At 56.0% G+C, this 14878-nt stretch carries 15 protein-coding genes and 1 other annotated feature; of the genes, 13 read left to right on the plus strand and 2 right to left on the minus strand.

The window, feature by feature from the left end; genetic code table 11:
* Window positions 1-99 precede the first annotated feature (99 nt).
* The 9 genes from yidA (at window position 100) to KB890_RS14355 (ending at window position 9607) form a co-directional block, all read left to right on the plus strand.
* Window positions 100-912, plus strand: a complete 813-nt coding sequence (yidA, locus tag KB890_RS14315) for a sugar-phosphatase (RefSeq protein ID WP_004151530.1) — start codon at window positions 100-102, stop codon at window positions 910-912.
* 149 nt (window positions 913-1061) lie between these two features.
* Window positions 1062-2144 (plus strand): porin family protein, encoded by a 1083-nt coding sequence (locus KB890_RS14320; protein WP_009485044.1) that lies wholly within the window; start codon window positions 1062-1064, stop codon window positions 2142-2144.
* A complete protein-coding gene (locus tag KB890_RS14325; RefSeq protein WP_004181596.1) occupies window positions 2141-3274 on the plus strand; it encodes a BamA/TamA family outer membrane protein in 1134 nt (377 codons plus the stop codon). The genes KB890_RS14320 and KB890_RS14325 overlap by 4 nt, the downstream gene beginning before the upstream one ends.
* A gap of 229 nt (window positions 3275-3503) precedes the next feature.
* A complete protein-coding gene (gene dgoR / locus KB890_RS14330) occupies window positions 3504-4193 on the plus strand; it encodes a D-galactonate utilization transcriptional regulator DgoR (protein ID WP_004145084.1) in 690 nt (229 codons plus the stop codon).
* On the plus strand, window positions 4190-5068 hold the full coding sequence (locus KB890_RS14335; protein ID WP_004145083.1) for a 2-dehydro-3-deoxygalactonokinase: 879 nt from the start codon (window positions 4190-4192) through the stop codon (window positions 5066-5068). The genes dgoR and KB890_RS14335 overlap by 4 nt, the downstream gene beginning before the upstream one ends.
* Window positions 5052-5669 (plus strand): 2-dehydro-3-deoxy-6-phosphogalactonate aldolase, encoded by a 618-nt coding sequence (locus KB890_RS14340; RefSeq protein ID WP_004181595.1) that lies wholly within the window; start codon window positions 5052-5054, stop codon window positions 5667-5669. Before KB890_RS14335 ends, KB890_RS14340 begins: the two co-directional genes overlap by 17 nt.
* Window positions 5666-6814 (plus strand): galactonate dehydratase, encoded by a 1149-nt coding sequence (dgoD, locus tag KB890_RS14345; protein ID WP_004150286.1) that lies wholly within the window; start codon window positions 5666-5668, stop codon window positions 6812-6814. Before KB890_RS14340 ends, dgoD begins: the two co-directional genes overlap by 4 nt.
* A 177-nt stretch (window positions 6815-6991) precedes the next feature.
* Window positions 6992-8329, plus strand: a complete 1338-nt coding sequence (locus KB890_RS14350) for an MFS transporter (RefSeq protein ID WP_004150285.1) — start codon at window positions 6992-6994, stop codon at window positions 8327-8329.
* Window positions 8330-8380: 51 nt separating this feature from the next.
* Window positions 8381-9607 carry a DUF3748 domain-containing protein gene (locus KB890_RS14355; protein WP_004181594.1) on the plus strand — a complete coding sequence of 409 codons (1227 nt, stop codon included), beginning with the start codon at window positions 8381-8383 and terminating at the stop codon, window positions 9605-9607.
* Window position 9608: 1 nt separating this feature from the next.
* On the opposite strand, the gene KB890_RS14360 is transcribed toward KB890_RS14355, so the two are convergent.
* A complete protein-coding gene (locus tag KB890_RS14360) occupies window positions 9609-9941 on the minus strand; it encodes a YceK/YidQ family lipoprotein (protein WP_004151524.1) in 333 nt (110 codons plus the stop codon).
* A 245-nt stretch (window positions 9942-10186) separates the two neighbouring features.
* Window positions 10187-10262: a sequence feature (ROSE (Repression Of Heat Shock gene Expression) occurs in the 5'-region of heat shock genes and acts as an RNA thermometer to modulate expression.), on the plus strand.
* Between KB890_RS14360 and ibpA the strand changes: the two genes are divergently transcribed.
* The 4 genes from ibpA (at window position 10256) to KB890_RS14380 (ending at window position 13938) form a co-directional block, all read left to right on the plus strand.
* Window positions 10256-10669, plus strand: a complete 414-nt coding sequence (gene ibpA, locus KB890_RS14365) for a small heat shock chaperone IbpA (RefSeq protein WP_004151523.1) — start codon at window positions 10256-10258, stop codon at window positions 10667-10669. (Overlaps the previous feature by 7 nt.)
* 116 nt (window positions 10670-10785) lie before the next feature.
* Window positions 10786-11214, plus strand: coding sequence for a small heat shock chaperone IbpB (gene ibpB, locus KB890_RS14370; RefSeq protein ID WP_004181593.1), 429 nt, complete (start codon window positions 10786-10788; stop codon window positions 11212-11214).
* A gap of 136 nt (window positions 11215-11350) precedes the next feature.
* Complete coding sequence (gene dinD / locus KB890_RS14375; protein WP_004181592.1) at window positions 11351-12175, plus strand: DNA damage-inducible protein D; 825 nt, start codon at window positions 11351-11353, stop codon at window positions 12173-12175.
* Window positions 12176-12276: 101 nt separating this feature from the next.
* A complete protein-coding gene (locus KB890_RS14380; RefSeq protein ID WP_004181591.1) occupies window positions 12277-13938 on the plus strand; it encodes a putative transporter in 1662 nt (553 codons plus the stop codon).
* Here KB890_RS14380 and KB890_RS14385 read toward each other — a convergent pair.
* Window positions 13906-14652, minus strand: coding sequence for a GntR family transcriptional regulator (locus tag KB890_RS14385; protein ID WP_004181590.1), 747 nt, complete (start codon window positions 14650-14652; stop codon window positions 13906-13908). The genes KB890_RS14380 and KB890_RS14385 overlap by 33 nt on opposite strands.
* Window positions 14653-14878 lie beyond the last annotated feature (226 nt).

A 14878-nucleotide genomic window follows, 5' to 3' on the forward strand; every position in this document is an offset into this window, starting at 1 on the left:
GCTGCTGCGGTTCCATCCCCCTTTCTGGCCGACACTTTTACTGTTTTTTGAGCGGAATCGCGTTAGCATGAGGGGAGACTCATCTTACCCGGGGACCCTATGGCTATTAAACTGATTGCAATCGATATGGACGGCACGCTGCTGCTGCCCGACCATACCATCTCTCCAGCGGTGAAAGCCGCCATCGCCGCGGCGCGCGAGCGCGGTGTTAACGTGGTGCTGACCACCGGTCGCCCTTACGCTGGCGTCCACAGCTATTTGAAAGAGCTGCATATGGAGCAGCCGGGTGATTACTGCATTACCTACAATGGCGCGCTGGTGCAGAAGGCTGGTGACGGAAGCACCGTCGCGCAAACCGCGCTGAGCTATGACGACTATCGCTTCCTTGAGCAGCTCTCCCGCGAGGTCGGCTCCCACTTCCATGCGCTGGATCGCAATACGCTGTATACCGCGAACCGCGATATCAGCTACTACACCGTCCACGAATCCTATGTGGCAACCATTCCGCTGGTGTTCTGCGAAGCGGAGAAAATGGATCCTGAGATCCAGCTGCTGAAAGTGATGATGATTGATGAGCCGGCAATCCTCGACCAGGCCATCGCCCGTATTCCGGCGGAAGTGAAAGAGAAGTACACCGTGCTGAAAAGTGCGCCTTACTTCCTCGAAATACTGGATAAACGCGTCAATAAAGGCACTGGCGTGAAGTCGCTGGCCGATGCGCTGGGCATCAAGCCGGAAGAGATTATGGCGATTGGCGATCAGGAAAATGATATCGCGATGATTGAATTTGCCGGCGTCGGCGTGGCAATGGATAACGCCATTCCTGCGGTCAAAGAAGCGGCGAACTTCATCACCAAATCGAACCTTGAAGATGGCGTTGCCTTCGCCATTGAAAAATACGTTTTAGCGTAAACTTCTTTCCGGCCCGGCGTTCGCCGGGTCTGTCTTCTCTTTTTTCATGAACAGATGTTAATCCGCATTTAAATCCCTCAATCCTTGCAGGGGATTCTATAAGCTACCCGCCCTCTTTTTAGCAACTCAGAACTAACATCATACTTTTCATGAATATATACCACCGTTTGATGTTGGTTACGCTGCCATTCGCCTCTGTTCAGATTTGCGCGGCCGCGGAACCAACGGCGCCGCTCGAACCGGCGTATGCCTATCACGGCGCAGAGCCCGCGGATCTGCCGGCGCCAGAAAGTCGCCAACCTGCGGCCGCAGCATCGTCCTCGCTACTCCCTTTGCTAGGCGATGAGGCCAGAAAGCGCGGCTACGTCCTGCCGCTGCCGTTTGGCGTCAGCATTAACTATATGGATATGCGGCAGAATATTAATGTCGACAGCATAAACTTCACCGGGCTGTCGCTGGATGGCCGCAATATCGATTGCGGTAAGGATCCTGTCTGCAAGCACGCCGTGAATAACATTTTCGCTAATGGGCCGGTCTCGCTGGATAACGCTTTCCAGATTGGCGTTGGTCATACGCGGGAAAGCAGCAAAACCGAGACGCTCAAGCTGGATGCCTGGCTGCTGCCGTTTATGAACGTTTATGGCCTGGTGGGGCACACCGAAGGGCATTCAATTTCGCAGATAGCTGTCGGCCTGAAGGGACCGAACGGTAAAGTGGTGCCCCTGCCGGGGATGCAGGATCTCGACTTTCGTCTCGATTTTAAAGGTACTACCTACGGGATGGGCACCACCCTGGTGGGCGGCGTCGGCAATTGGTTTACCGTGCTGGACGCCAACTACACGCAAACGCGCTTTGATATCCTCGACGGCAGCATCGATGCGCTTACCTTTTCGCCACGCGTTGGCTATCGTTTCAGTACGCCATCGGTCGATGCGCTGCATCTCCCCGCCGGAAAGCTAAATCTGTGGGTTGGCAGCATGTATCAGGATGTGCAGCAGGAGTTTAAAGGCAGCCTCAGCGATCTCTCGATGCCGTCGCCGATGCTGCAGAATATGGTTAATCTGGCCAACCAGGACAATAACGGTCGCTTCGATGTGAAGCAGCATCTGCAGTCGCCATGGAACGTTCTGGTGGGCGCGCAATACGAGCTGACGCAGAATTTTAATATTACTACCGAGTTTGGCTTTGCCGAACGTAACAGTTTCTTTATTGCCGGCGAGTATCGCTTTTGAGCCGACTGTTTATCACTTTTCTGCTGCTGATGGCCTGCCCGACAGGCAGCCAGGCCGAGGCGCTCAGCCGCGAGAAAATCGACGGCTGGCTGCAGCATCTCGGCGCCAGCGATAAGTTCGACGCCAGCAAAGGCATCGACTGGGGCGTGATGCCCGGTCCGTTCTATACGCCGGAACTAGGGTTGGGCATTGGCACCGCTGTCGTCGGCCTGTATCGTCCCGACCCGCAGGATACCACCAGCCAGAACTCGACCCTGACGCTCAGCGGCTACGCCAGCTCTACCGGCGCCTTTGGCCTCAGCGTGAAAAACTACACCTTTTTCGATCGTGATCTGTGGCGCGTTTTTGTCGACGGGTCGATAGCCAATACGCCCACTTATTATTGGGGGCAGGGTTTTCATGCCGGGGATAAAGACAATGAAAAAGAGAAGTATACCGCCCAGGTACTGACCCTGCGACCCACCCTTTATCGGCAGCTTATCGATCATGTTTATCTCGGGGCGGGATGGTCGCTGGCGGCGCAGAATGCCGATGAGATGGACCATGACGATCGGCCGAAGATAGAAAACACTCCGCAGGGGCCGTCGGTATTCAGCTCCGGCGCCAGCATCGATATCAACTGGGACGATCGCGACTTTGTCCCTAACCCGCGCCGGGGTCAGTATGCCAACCTCCGCTATACCCACTATGCGCCCGGATTAGGTAGCGATACCCGCTTTGAGGAATTTCAGCTGCATTATAGCCATTATCATGCCCTGAGCGAGAAAAGCGTGCTCGCCTGGGAAGCCGATGGCGCCTTCACCCAGGGCGAGGTACCGTGGAGCATGATGCCGCTGCTCGGCAGTGATGAACGGATGCGCGGCTACTACCAGGGGCGCTACCGGGATAAAAACGTCGTCAGCGGCCAGCTGGAATACCGCCGGCAGCTCACCTGGCGGCACGGGATTGTCGCCTGGGCCGGGGCGGGAACCATGGGGCCCTCACTGTCGTCGCTGAATAATGGCCGCTGGCTGCCTTCGGCGGGCATTGGCTACCGCTTTGAATTCAAACCTCGCGTTAATGTTCGCCTCGACTACGGTATCGGCAATGGCAGCAGCGGCTTTTACTTCCAGGTCGGCGAAGCGTTTTAACGCCTCCTCCCCTTAATTTTCTCTCTTATCGCCTCTTGTCAGGGCCGCTGCGCTTTAATTTTTATGAATTGTTCTTTTTGTGATCCAAATTGTAGTACAACACAATAATGTTGTACTACATTATGCTCATGTTGATAACGTACAGCATCACGTTAGTAGTACAAACATGAGGCGAAATTCAGCAGCGACGGTAAAGTAGAGCAGTACACATAGAGCACAAGGACTCTCCATGACTCTCAATAAGACCGATCGCATTGTGATCTCGCTGGGCAAACAGATCGTCAGCGGTAAATACGTCCCGGGTTCGGCGCTTCCGGCCGAAGCGGAACTCTGTGAGGAGTTTGAAACCTCGCGCAACATCATTCGTGAAGTGTTTCGTTCCCTGATGGCGAAGCGGCTGATTGAAATGAAGCGCTATCGCGGCGCGTTTGTCGCTCCCAGAAACCAGTGGAACTACCTCGACACCGAGGTGCTGCAGTGGGTACTGGAAAATGACTATGACCCGCGTCTTATCAGCGCGATGAGTGAAGTGCGCAACCTGGTTGAACCCGCCATCGCGCGTTGGGCGGCGGAACGCGCCACCTCAAGCGATCTGGCGGAAATCGAGTCGGCGCTCAATGACATGATCGCCAACAACCAAAACCGGGATGCCTTTAACGAAGCGGATATTCGCTACCACGAGGCGGTGCTGCAGTCAGTACATAACCCGGTTTTGCAGCAGCTTAGCGTGGCGATCAGTTCGCTGCAGCGGGCGGTATTTGAACGGACCTGGATGGGCGATGAAGGCAACATGCCGAAAACCCTCCAGGAACATAAAGCGCTATTTGACGCCATTCGGCATCAGGATAGCGACGCGGCGGAGCAGGCGGCGTTGACGATGATCGCCAGCTCGACACGAAGGCTTAAGGAAATCACATGACGGCTCGCTACATCGCAATAGATTGGGGATCGACGAATTTACGCGCCTGGCTTTATCAGGGCGAAGAATGCCTGGAAAGCAGGCAATCTGAAGCAGGCGTAACGCGCCTGAATGGTCGCTCTCCCGCTGCGGTGTTAGCGGAAATCACCCAGCACTGGCGCGATGGCGCCACGCCGGTGGTGATGGCAGGGATGGTCGGCAGCAACGTGGGCTGGAAAATCGCCCCTTATTTGCCGCTTCCTGCCGCGTTCTCGGATATTGGCCAGCAGTTAACTGCCGTTGGCGACAATATCTGGATAATTCCCGGCCTTTGCGTTTCCCGTGACGATAACCATAACGTCATGCGTGGGGAAGAAACGCAGCTGCTGGGCGCACGCGCCTTAGCCCCTTCGTCTGTCTACGTGATGCCGGGAACCCACTGCAAGTGGGTACTGGCCGATCGCCGGCAAATTCACGATTTTCGTACCGTTTTGACCGGTGAATTGCATCATCTGTTGCTTCAGCACTCGCTGGTGGGCGCCGGCTTACCGCCGCAGGAAACGTCCGCTGCCGCATTCGCGGCAGGTCTGCAGCGCGGTATCAACAACCCCGCCGTCCTGCCGCAGCTGTTTGAAGTTCGCGCTTCGCACGTGCTGGGCGCGCTGCCTCGCGAGCAGGTTAGCGAATTTCTTTCCGGCCTGCTGATTGGCGCTGAAGTTGCCACCCTCAGCGACACATTCGCCGGACAGCAGGCGATCAGTCTCGTCGCTGGGTCATCGTTAACATCCCGCTATCAGCAGGCATTCGCCGCCATTGGCCGTGAAGTCAGCGCGGTTGCGGGCGATACGGCATTTCAGACAGGAATAAGGAGCATCGCTTATGCAGTGGCAAACTAACCTTCCACTTATCGCTATCCTGCGCGGTATTACGCCAGACGAGGCGCTGGCTCACGTTGGCGCCGTTATCGACGCCGGTTTCGACGCGGTCGAAATCCCGCTGAACTCGCCGCAGTGGGAGAAAAGTATTCCGCAGGTCGTCGACGCTTACGGCGAGCAGGCGCTTATCGGCGCGGGCACGGTGCTGCAACCGGAGCAGGTCGACAGGCTGGCGGCCATGGGCTGTCGGCTGATTGTGACGCCAAACATTCAACCGGAAGTGATCCGGCGAGCGGTGGGTTACGGCATGACCGTGTGTCCAGGCTGCGCCACCGCCAGCGAAGCCTTTAGCGCGCTCGATGCCGGCGCGCAGGCGCTAAAAATCTTCCCGTCATCGGCTTTTGGCCCGGATTACATCAAAGCGTTGAAAGCCGTGCTGCCGCCCGAGGTTCCGGTCTTTGCCGTTGGCGGCGTGACGCCGGAAAACCTGGCGCAGTGGATTAATGCCGGCTGTGTTGGGGCAGGATTGGGTAGCGATCTCTATCGTGCCGGCCAGCCGGTTGAACGTACCGCGCAGCAGGCAGCCGCATTCGTAAAAGCGTATCGAGAGGCAGTGAAATGAAAATAACCAATATCACCACGTACCGTTTACCTCCGCGTTGGATGTTCCTGAAGATTGAAACCGATGAAGGCATCGTCGGCTGGGGCGAACCGGTGATTGAAGGGCGCGCCCGTACGGTGGAGGCAGCCGTTCATGAATTTGGCGATTACCTGATTGGTCAGGATCCGGCGCGGATTAACGACCTGTGGCAGGTAATGTACCGCGGCGGCTTTTATCGCGGCGGCCCGATTATGATGAGCGCCATCGCCGGTATTGATCAGGCGCTATGGGATATTAAAGGTAAGGTCCTGAATGCCCCGGTGTGGCAACTGATGGGCGGGCTGGTGCGCGACAAAATTAAAGCCTACAGCTGGGTGGGCGGCGACCGCCCCGCCGAAGTGATTGACGGGATTAAGAAGCTGCGCGGCATTGGTTTCGACACCTTTAAATTAAACGGCTGCGAAGAGATGGGTATCATTGATAATTCCCGCGCGGTTGATGCCGCGGTGAATACCGTGGCGCAAATCCGCGAAGCGTTTGGCAATGAAATTGAGTTTGGTCTCGATTTTCACGGCCGCGTTAGCGCGCCGATGGCTAAGGTATTAATTAAAGAGCTGGAGCCATATCGCCCATTATTTATTGAGGAGCCGGTATTGGCCGAGCAGGCGGAATATTATCCGCGGCTGGCGGCGCAAACCCATATTCCTATTGCCGCCGGCGAACGTATGTTTTCGCGCTTTGAATTTAAACGGGTCCTGGAAGCGGGCGGGGTGGCTATTTTACAACCCGATCTGTCGCACGCAGGCGGTATTACCGAATGCTATAAAATTGCCGGCATGGCGGAAGCCTATGACGTTGGGCTGGCGCCGCACTGTCCGCTGGGGCCGATCGCGCTGGCAGCCTGTCTGCACGTTGATTTCGTTTCGCATAACGCGGTCTTCCAGGAGCAGAGCATGGGGATCCATTACAACAAAGGCGCCGAACTGCTTGATTTTGTGAAAAACAAAGAAGATTTCAATATGGAAGGCGGCTTCTTTAAACCATTGATGAAGCCGGGGCTGGGCGTGGAAATTGATGAGGCCCGCGTGATTGAGTTAAGTAAAAACGCGCCGGACTGGCGAAATCCGTTGTGGCGGTATGAGGATGGATCTGTCGCCGAATGGTAAATGCGCATCATACTTCGCACTGGTGATGCGTTGGCTGCATTTTCTTACCCTGGTCACATACTATTGTATGCTCCCAGGGATGCGAAAATTTGCCGCCTTTCCCCAGCACGAATTATTTAGCGCATCGCAACATAGTTATTAATAAAAAACAAAAACACCCTCTGTAAATTACCGGGCATGGTGAGCGGCTTCGCTATGCCCAAAATCTGGAGACAGATTGCGATGGATATTTCAGTTACCGCTGTAAAAACCGGGCGTCGCCGTTATCTGACGCTCATCATGATCTTTATTACCGTGGTTATTTGTTATGTTGACCGCGCCAACCTCGCCGTCGCCTCGGCGCATATTCAGGAGGAGTTTGGTATTAGCAAAGCGGAAATGGGCTACGTATTTTCCGCCTTTGCCTGGCTGTATACCCTCTGCCAGATCCCTGGCGGTTGGTTCCTTGACCGCGTGGGATCCAGGCTTACCTACTTTATCGCTATATTTGGCTGGTCGGTGGCGACGTTGCTACAAGGCTTCGCCACCGGTTTAATGTCGCTTATCGGTTTACGCGCCATTACCGGCATCTTCGAAGCGCCAGCCTTCCCGACCAACAACCGCATGGTGACCAGCTGGTTCCCGGAGCACGAGCGCGCTTCCGCCGTCGGGTTTTATACCTCGGGGCAATTTGTGGGTCTGGCTTTCCTCACCCCGCTGCTGATCTGGATCCAGGAGCTATTGAGCTGGCACTGGGTGTTTATCGTTACCGGCGGTATCGGCATTATCTGGTCGCTGATCTGGTTCAAGGTTTATCAACCGCCGCGCCTGACTAAAAGCATCAGTAAAGCCGAACTCGACTATATCCGCGACGGCGGCGGCCTGGTGGATGGCGATGCGCCGGTGAAGAAAGAGGCGCGTCAACCGTTATCGAAAGCGGACTGGAAGCTGGTTTTTCACCGCAAGCTGGTTGGCGTTTACCTTGGACAGTTCGCGGTAACCTCGACGCTGTGGTTCTTCCTGACCTGGTTTCCGAACTACTTAACCCAGGAAAAAGGCATCACCGCGCTGAAGGCCGGCTTTATGACCACGGTGCCCTTCCTCGCCGCGTTTTTTGGCGTCCTGCTGTCTGGTTGGCTGGCGGATAAGCTGGTGAAAAAAGGCTACTCGCTGGGCGTGGCGCGCAAAACGCCGATCATCTGTGGACTGTTGATCTCCACCTGCATCATGGGGGCAAACTACACCAACGACCCCATCTGGATCATGGCGCTGATGGCGCTGGCGTTCTTCGGTAACGGTTTTGCGTCTATCACCTGGTCGCTGGTCTCCTCCCTGGCGCCGATGCGCCTGATCGGCCTGACCGGCGGGGTGTTTAACTTTGTTGGCGGCCTGGGCGGCATCACCGTCCCGCTGGTGATTGGCTATCTGGCGCAGGATTACGGCTTTGGCCCGGCGCTGGTTTATATCTCCGTGGTGGCGTTAATAGGCGCGCTGTCTTATATCCTGCTGGTCGGCGATGTGAAACGTGTAGGCTAATTTTTTGCGATACGCTACCCTGATGCGTAAGTCTCGCATCAGGGTATCGTCATGAAACAAGTCACTTTTGCTCCCCGTCATCACCAGCTTACCAATATTAATACCTGGACTCCCGACAGCCAGTGGCTGGTATTCGACGTTCGTCCGTCCGGCGCATCGTTTACCGGCGAAACCATTGAGCGAGTGAACGTAAACAGCGGTACTGTGGAGACCATTTATCGTGCCACGCAGGGCGCGCACGTGGGCGTGGTAACCGTGCATCCAACCCAGGAGCGCTATGTGTTTATTCATGGCCCCGAGCGGCCGGATGCGCAGTGGCAGTATGATTTTCATCATCGCCGCGGGGTGGTGGCCTTTCAGGGGGCTGTCGAGAATCTGGACGCCATGGACATTACCCCCCCCTACACGCCCGGCGCGCTGCGCGGCGGCAGCCACGTCCATGTCTATAGCCCCAACGGTCAGTTTGTCAGTTTTACCTACAACGATCACGTGCTGCACGAGCGCGATCCGGCGCTGGATCTGCGCAACGTCGGCGTGGCGGCGCCCTATGGACCGGTGACGCCGCAGGGACAGCATCCGCGCGAATATGGCGGCAGCCACTGGTGCGTGCTGGTAAGTCGCACGACGCCGGCACCCGCGCCGGGCAGCGATGAGATTAATCGCGCCTATGAGGAGGGCTGGGTCGGGAACCATACTCTGGCGTTTATTGGCGATACGCTGGCGGAAAATGGCGATAAAGTGCCTGAGCTGTTTATTGTCGATCTGCCGCAGGATGAAGCCGGCTGGAAGCAGCCTGGCGGGGCGCCGCTGGCCGGTACCGCAACCACAATGCCGGCGCCGCCGGTGGGCGTCAGCCAGCGTCGTTTGACCTTCACCCACCATCGCCGCTACCCGGGACTGGTGAACGTCCCGCGCCACTGGGTGCGCGCCAATCCCCAGGCGACGGCGATAGCCTTTCTGATGCGCGACGACGCCGGCGTAGTGCAGCTGTGGCTTATTTCCCCGCAGGGGGGCGAGCCGCGGCAGTTGACGCATCACGCGTCGGGTATCCAGTCGGCGTTTAACTGGCATCCGTCGGGAGAGTGGCTGGGTTTTGCGCTGGAGGATCGGATTGCCTGCTGCCATGCCGGTACGGGAGATATCACCTTTTTAACCGATACGCATGCGCATGCGCCCTCGGCGGACGCGATCGTCTTTTCGCCAGACGGTAAACAGATTGCCTGGATGGAGGAGGTGGACGGTTATCGTCAGCTGTGGGTTACGCAGACCGGACGATAACTTACTGGGCAGGCATCGGCGCTGGCGGGATCACCGAGTTGGTCGCCAGCGTAGCCTTCTCGCTCTTTTCGACCCGAGATTTGATTGAGCTGTCGGTGCGGAACATATCCCACGGCAGCAGCAGGGTATCCATGACGGCGGTGAACGGCATGTCCAGCGCCACCAGCGATTTCACACCCCAGTTGGTATCGCTGTCCCCCAGCGTTTGCGCACTGGATCGCGTGCCCGGATAGGTTCCCTCTTTGCCACCGGTATGTGACATTACGCTGGAGCAACCGCTCAGGCTTATTATCCCGCTGAACAGGACCAGCTTTAACAGTCGTCTGCTTTTCATTGTTCTTCCATTGTCGTTTCGGGCGTTGAGATAACCTTTCAGCGGTTATATCGGGCCATCCCGTGAATGCATAGTGTTATTGCGCCGCACTGTGGCGGGCATCGCACTTTGCTTTTTGTGCTCCTCCACCCAGTCTAAGCAATCATCGATAAACTGCAAAAAAAATTGCCCTCAATCCCTTGAAAAGCACGGGGAGAAACCCATTTTATAGGTGTAACCCACTGAGAATACGCCTGAGGGGTATTCCGGATTACCGCGGCCTGTCCACGATGGAAGGTCATTTGATTCTCGCTGATTTTCAGGAGCTATTTACTATGCGTAACTTCGATCTTTCCCCGCTATATCGTTCAGCCATTGGTTTCGACCGCCTGTTCAACCTGCTGGAAAACAATCAAAGCCAGAGCAACGGCGGCTACCCTCCGTATAACGTCGAGCTGGTAGACGAAAACCACTATCGCATCGCTATCGCGGTGGCTGGCTTTGCTGAAAGCGAGCTGGAGATCACTGCCCAGGACAATCTGCTGATCGTCAAAGGCGCCCACGCCGCCGAGCAGAAAGAGCGGACCTACCTGTATCAGGGGATCGCCGAGCGCAACTTCGAGCGCAAATTCCAGCTGGCGGAAAACATTCACGTCCGCGGCGCCAATCTGGTGAACGGCCTGCTGTATATCGATCTGGAACGGGTGATCCCGGAAGCGAACAAGCCGCGCCGCATCGAAATCAACTAATTGTCCGTTTCAGGCCGCGTGGCGGCCTGATGTAACAACCTGCTCGCCGTCAGGGAGCAGATGCGAATTTACAGAATTCGCAGGTATTCACTCGCTTCTTAGAAGGAGAAAACAGTATGCGTAACTACGATTTATCCCCCCTGCTGCGTCAATGGATCGGTTTTGACAAACTGGCCAGCGCCCTGCAAACCGCCGGTGAAAGCCAAAGCTTCCCGCCCTATAACATCGAAAAAAGCGACGATAACCACTACCGCATTACTCTTGCGCTGGCCGGTTTCCGTCAGGAAGATCTGGATATTCAACTGGAAGGCACCCGTCTGGTGGTGAAAGGCACGCCGCAGCAGGCGGAAAAAGAGACCACATGGCTGCACCAGGGGTTGGTGAGCCAGGCCTTCAGCCTGAGCTTCACCCTCGCCGACAACATGGAGGTCTCTGGCGCGACCTTCACCAATGGCCTGCTGCATATCGATCTGACCCGCAATGAGCCTGAGCAGATCGCCCCGCAGCGTATCGCCATCAGCGAACGACCAGCGTTAAATAGTTAATTAAGCGAATAACTTATAAGGCCCCGATTTTCGGGGCTTTTTTGTGTGCGAGAGCACAATAAACTTCTTTGCTGCAACGGGTGTTTCAGTTTAAAAAATAATCATACTTTGGGACTCACTCAAACAAGGATACGTTATGAACGAACAGCAGCCATTTGAAGCGATTAGAAAGAGCGATGAGGCGGGGCGGGAGTATTGGTCTGCCCGCAACCTTGGTCCCCTGCTTGACTATAAAGAGTGGCGGAATTTTTATAAGGTCATTGCAAAAGCGATAATTTCATGTGAGGCGAGTGGTCATCCCTCGGCAGACCATTTTGTTGAAACCAACAAAATGGTCGAATTAGGTTCTGGCGCCAGCAGGAATCTTGAAGATTTCCACCTCTCACGCTACGCCTGCTATCTGGTAGTGCAAAATGGCGATCCGTCGAAACCGGTGATTGCTGCGGGGCAAACGTACTTTGCCTTGCAAACCCGGCGCCAGGAATTGCAAGATGATCAAATATTTAAGTCTCTACGAGAGGATGAAAAGCGACTGTTCCTGCGCAATGAGCTCAAAGAGCATAATAAACATCTGGTTGAAACGGCCCAACGTGCTGGTGTTGAGACGACTCTTGATTTTGCTGTCTTTCAAAACCATGGTTATAAAGGTCTCTATGGTGGTCTTGACCAAAAAGCAATCCATGAGCGTAAGGGCCTAAAGAAAAGCCAAAAAATACTCGACTATATGGGATCGACTGAGCTCGCGGCCAACCTGTTTCGTGCTACCCAAACGGAAGAAAAACTACGTCGGGACGCGGTTGATTCGAAGCAACTCGCCAACAAAACGCATTATGACGTAGGGCAAAAAGTACACCAGACTATTAAAGACCTGGGTGGCACTATGCCTGAAGCACTTCCTTCCCCGGAGAAAAGTATTCAGCAACTCACTATCGCAGCGAAAAATAAGAACGCGCCTGAGTAGCGTATCTTACTCCATGATTATTGTGCGCCAGGCAGCATACAATCCGCCTGGCCGCGGTCATAATCCCTGTTAATAATAATGTTATTCACAGGGACGGTACCATGAGTGAGATAGCATTGACGGTCAGCGTGCTGGCGCTGGTGGCGGTGGTTGGGTTGTGGATCGGCAATGTCAAAATCCGCGGCGTTGGCTTTGGTATTGGCGGCGTGTTATTTGGCGGCATTATCGTCGGCCACTTTGTCGATCAGGCGGGCGTCGCCCTCAGCAGCCCGATGCTGCATTTTATTCAGGAATTCGGCTTGATCCTGTTCGTCTACACCATCGGTATTCAGGTGGGGCCGGGCTTTTTCGCCTCGCTGCGGGTCTCTGGCCTGCGGCTCAATCTGTTCGCTATTCTTATCGTTATCCTCGGCGGCCTGGTGACCGCGGTGCTGCATAAGCTGTTCAATATTCCTCTCCCGGTGGTGCTCGGTATCTTCTCCGGCGCGGTGACCAACACGCCAGCGCTGGGGGCCGGGCAGCAAATTCTGCGCGATCTCGGCGTACCGTTCGAGGTGGTTGATCAGATGGGGATGAGCTACGCGATGGCGTATCCGTTCGGCATCTGCGGCATTCTGCTGACCATGTGGCTGGTGCGTCTGTTCTTTCGCATCAATGTCGAGAAAGAGGCCCAGCGGTTTGAGGAGAGCAGCGGTAACGGCCACGCCCATTTGCACACCATCAACGTGCGGGTGGAAAACCCCAACCTCAACCAGATGGCGATTCAGGATGTGCCGATGCTCAACAACGACAACATCGTCTGTTCGCGGCTGAAACGCGGTGAGCTGTTGATGGTGCCTGCGCCGGGCACCCTTATCCAGGCTGGCGACCTGCTGCACCTGGTGGGGCGACCTGAGGATTTGCACAATGCGCAGCTGGTGATAGGCCAGGAGGTGGCGACCTCGCTGTCGACGCGCGGCACCGATCTGAAAGTGGAGCGGGTGGTGGTCACTAACGAAAAAGTGCTGGGAAAGAAAATACGCGATCTGCACGTCAAACAGCGCTATGACGTAGTGATCTCCCGGCTTAACCGGGCAGGCGTCGAGCTGGTAGCCAGCAGCAGCGCCAGCCTGCAGTTTGGTGACATCCTCAACCTGGTCGGCCGTCCGGAGGCAATTGACGCCGTGGCCGCCGAACTGGGTAACGCTCAGCAGAAGCTGCAGCAGGTCCAGATGCTGCCGGTGTTTATCGGCATCGGACTCGGGGTACTGCTGGGATCTATCCCGTTGTTTATTCCCGGCTTCCCTGCAGCATTGAAGCTGGGACTGGCCGGTGGGCCGCTGATTATGGCGCTGATCCTTGGGCGTATCGGCAGTATCGGCAAGCTGTACTGGTTTATGCCGCCGAGCGCCAACCTGGCGCTGCGCGAGCTGGGGATCGTGCTGTTTCTGGCGGTGGTCGGGCTAAAATCGGGGGGTGACTTTGTCGCCACCCTGACCCAGGGCGATGGTCTGAGCTGGATCGCTTACGGCATTTTCATCACCGCCATCCCGCTGCTGACGGTGGGCATCCTCGCGCGCATGCTGGCGAAAATGAACTATCTGACGCTGTGCGGCATGCTGGCCGGCTCCATGACCGACCCGCCGGCGCTGGCCTTCGCCAACAACCTGCACGCCACCAGCGGCGCAGCGGCGCTCTCGTATGCCACCGTCTATCCGCTGGTGATGTTCCTGCGCATTATCACCCCGCAGCTACTCGCCGTGCTGTTCTGGGGACTGAGCTAGCGGGCTTTGCGCCTGGACGCGGCGCAGGTGATAGTCCACCTGATACTCGCTGGCGTTGCGGAACATGACCGAATAGTTAAGAAACTCGCCGCTGTCGCTGTAGGAAAGGGAGGTAATACGCAGCAGCGGCGTCTGCTCCGGGACGTTCATTGAGCGCGCCAGCTGCTTGTCCGCCAGCACCGGCGTCAGCGTTTCATAGTTCCCGCTGATGATGATCCCGCACTCCTTCTCAATATAATCAAATTTCGACCCTTCCAGATGACTCAGCGACAGGTTGCGGAACAGCTTCACCGGCATATAGCTATCCTCCAGCATCAGCGGCTTGCCGTCGACGTAGCGCACCCGCCGTGAGAAGTAGATCCGTTCATCAATTTTAATCCGCAGCAGACTGGCGATGGCCGGCGGGGCGGGCATCACCTCGAAGGCCAGCACCTGACTCACCACCTCTTTACCCTGCTTGCGCAGCACTTCCGCCAGGCCGGTCAGATTGCTGGTTTCATGATGGACGTCTTTACGCGCCACGTAAGTTCCCGAGCCGTGGCGACGCACAACCAATCCCCAGTCCACCAGCAGATCGATGGCTTTGCGAATAGTCATGCGCGCCACCCCGAACTCCTCGGCCAGTTTTTTCTCTCCTGGTAGCGGGCTGCCGATGGCGAAGTCGGCGGAATTCAGCCGCAGCCGCAGGCGGTCAGCAATGGATTTGTAGATCACCAGTAGTCCTCTTGTGCAGGAAAAGGGGATGTCGCTTTGTGCTCTTTTTTCTAAAAAAATAGATTAATTACAATCAATTAAGAAACATTCATTTAGTTAATTTCGCTGCCTGACTTATCGATGTCTAACTTTTGTTATCGAAGTAGACAACTTTGGCCAAATTAAAACCATGAATGGGATCACGAATCGCAACGGCGCGGCATGTTGTCGGACGGGCAAATTTTTA

It is taken from the genome of Klebsiella sp. P1954, assembly GCF_018199955.1.
Classification (GTDB): Bacteria; Pseudomonadota; Gammaproteobacteria; order Enterobacterales; family Enterobacteriaceae; genus Klebsiella; species Klebsiella pneumoniae.

Bases quoted from the DNA above. Each gene is read 5' to 3' on its own strand.
- yidA (WP_004151530.1), top strand. From the start codon at position 100: ATGGCTATTAAACTGATTGCAATCGATATGGACGGCACGCTGCTGCTG.
- KB890_RS14320 (WP_009485044.1), top strand. From the start codon at position 1,062: ATGAATATATACCACCGTTTGATGTTGGTTACGCTGCCATTCGCCTCT.
- dgoR (WP_004145084.1), top strand. From the start codon at position 3,504: ATGACTCTCAATAAGACCGATCGCATTGTGATCTCGCTGGGCAAACAG.
- KB890_RS14335 (WP_004145083.1), top strand. From the start codon at position 4,190: ATGACGGCTCGCTACATCGCAATAGATTGGGGATCGACGAATTTACGC.
- KB890_RS14340 (WP_004181595.1), top strand. From the start codon at position 5,052: ATGCAGTGGCAAACTAACCTTCCACTTATCGCTATCCTGCGCGGTATT.
- dgoD (WP_004150286.1), top strand. From the start codon at position 5,666: ATGAAAATAACCAATATCACCACGTACCGTTTACCTCCGCGTTGGATG.
- KB890_RS14350 (WP_004150285.1), top strand. From the start codon at position 6,992: ATGGTGAGCGGCTTCGCTATGCCCAAAATCTGGAGACAGATTGCGATG.
- KB890_RS14355 (WP_004181594.1), top strand. From the start codon at position 8,381: ATGAAACAAGTCACTTTTGCTCCCCGTCATCACCAGCTTACCAATATT.
- KB890_RS14360 (WP_004151524.1), bottom strand. From the start codon at position 9,941: ATGAAAAGCAGACGACTGTTAAAGCTGGTCCTGTTCAGCGGGATAATA.
- ibpA (WP_004151523.1), top strand. From the start codon at position 10,256: ATGCGTAACTTCGATCTTTCCCCGCTATATCGTTCAGCCATTGGTTTC.
- ibpB (WP_004181593.1), top strand. From the start codon at position 10,786: ATGCGTAACTACGATTTATCCCCCCTGCTGCGTCAATGGATCGGTTTT.
- dinD (WP_004181592.1), top strand. From the start codon at position 11,351: ATGAACGAACAGCAGCCATTTGAAGCGATTAGAAAGAGCGATGAGGCG.
- KB890_RS14380 (WP_004181591.1), top strand. From the start codon at position 12,277: ATGAGTGAGATAGCATTGACGGTCAGCGTGCTGGCGCTGGTGGCGGTG.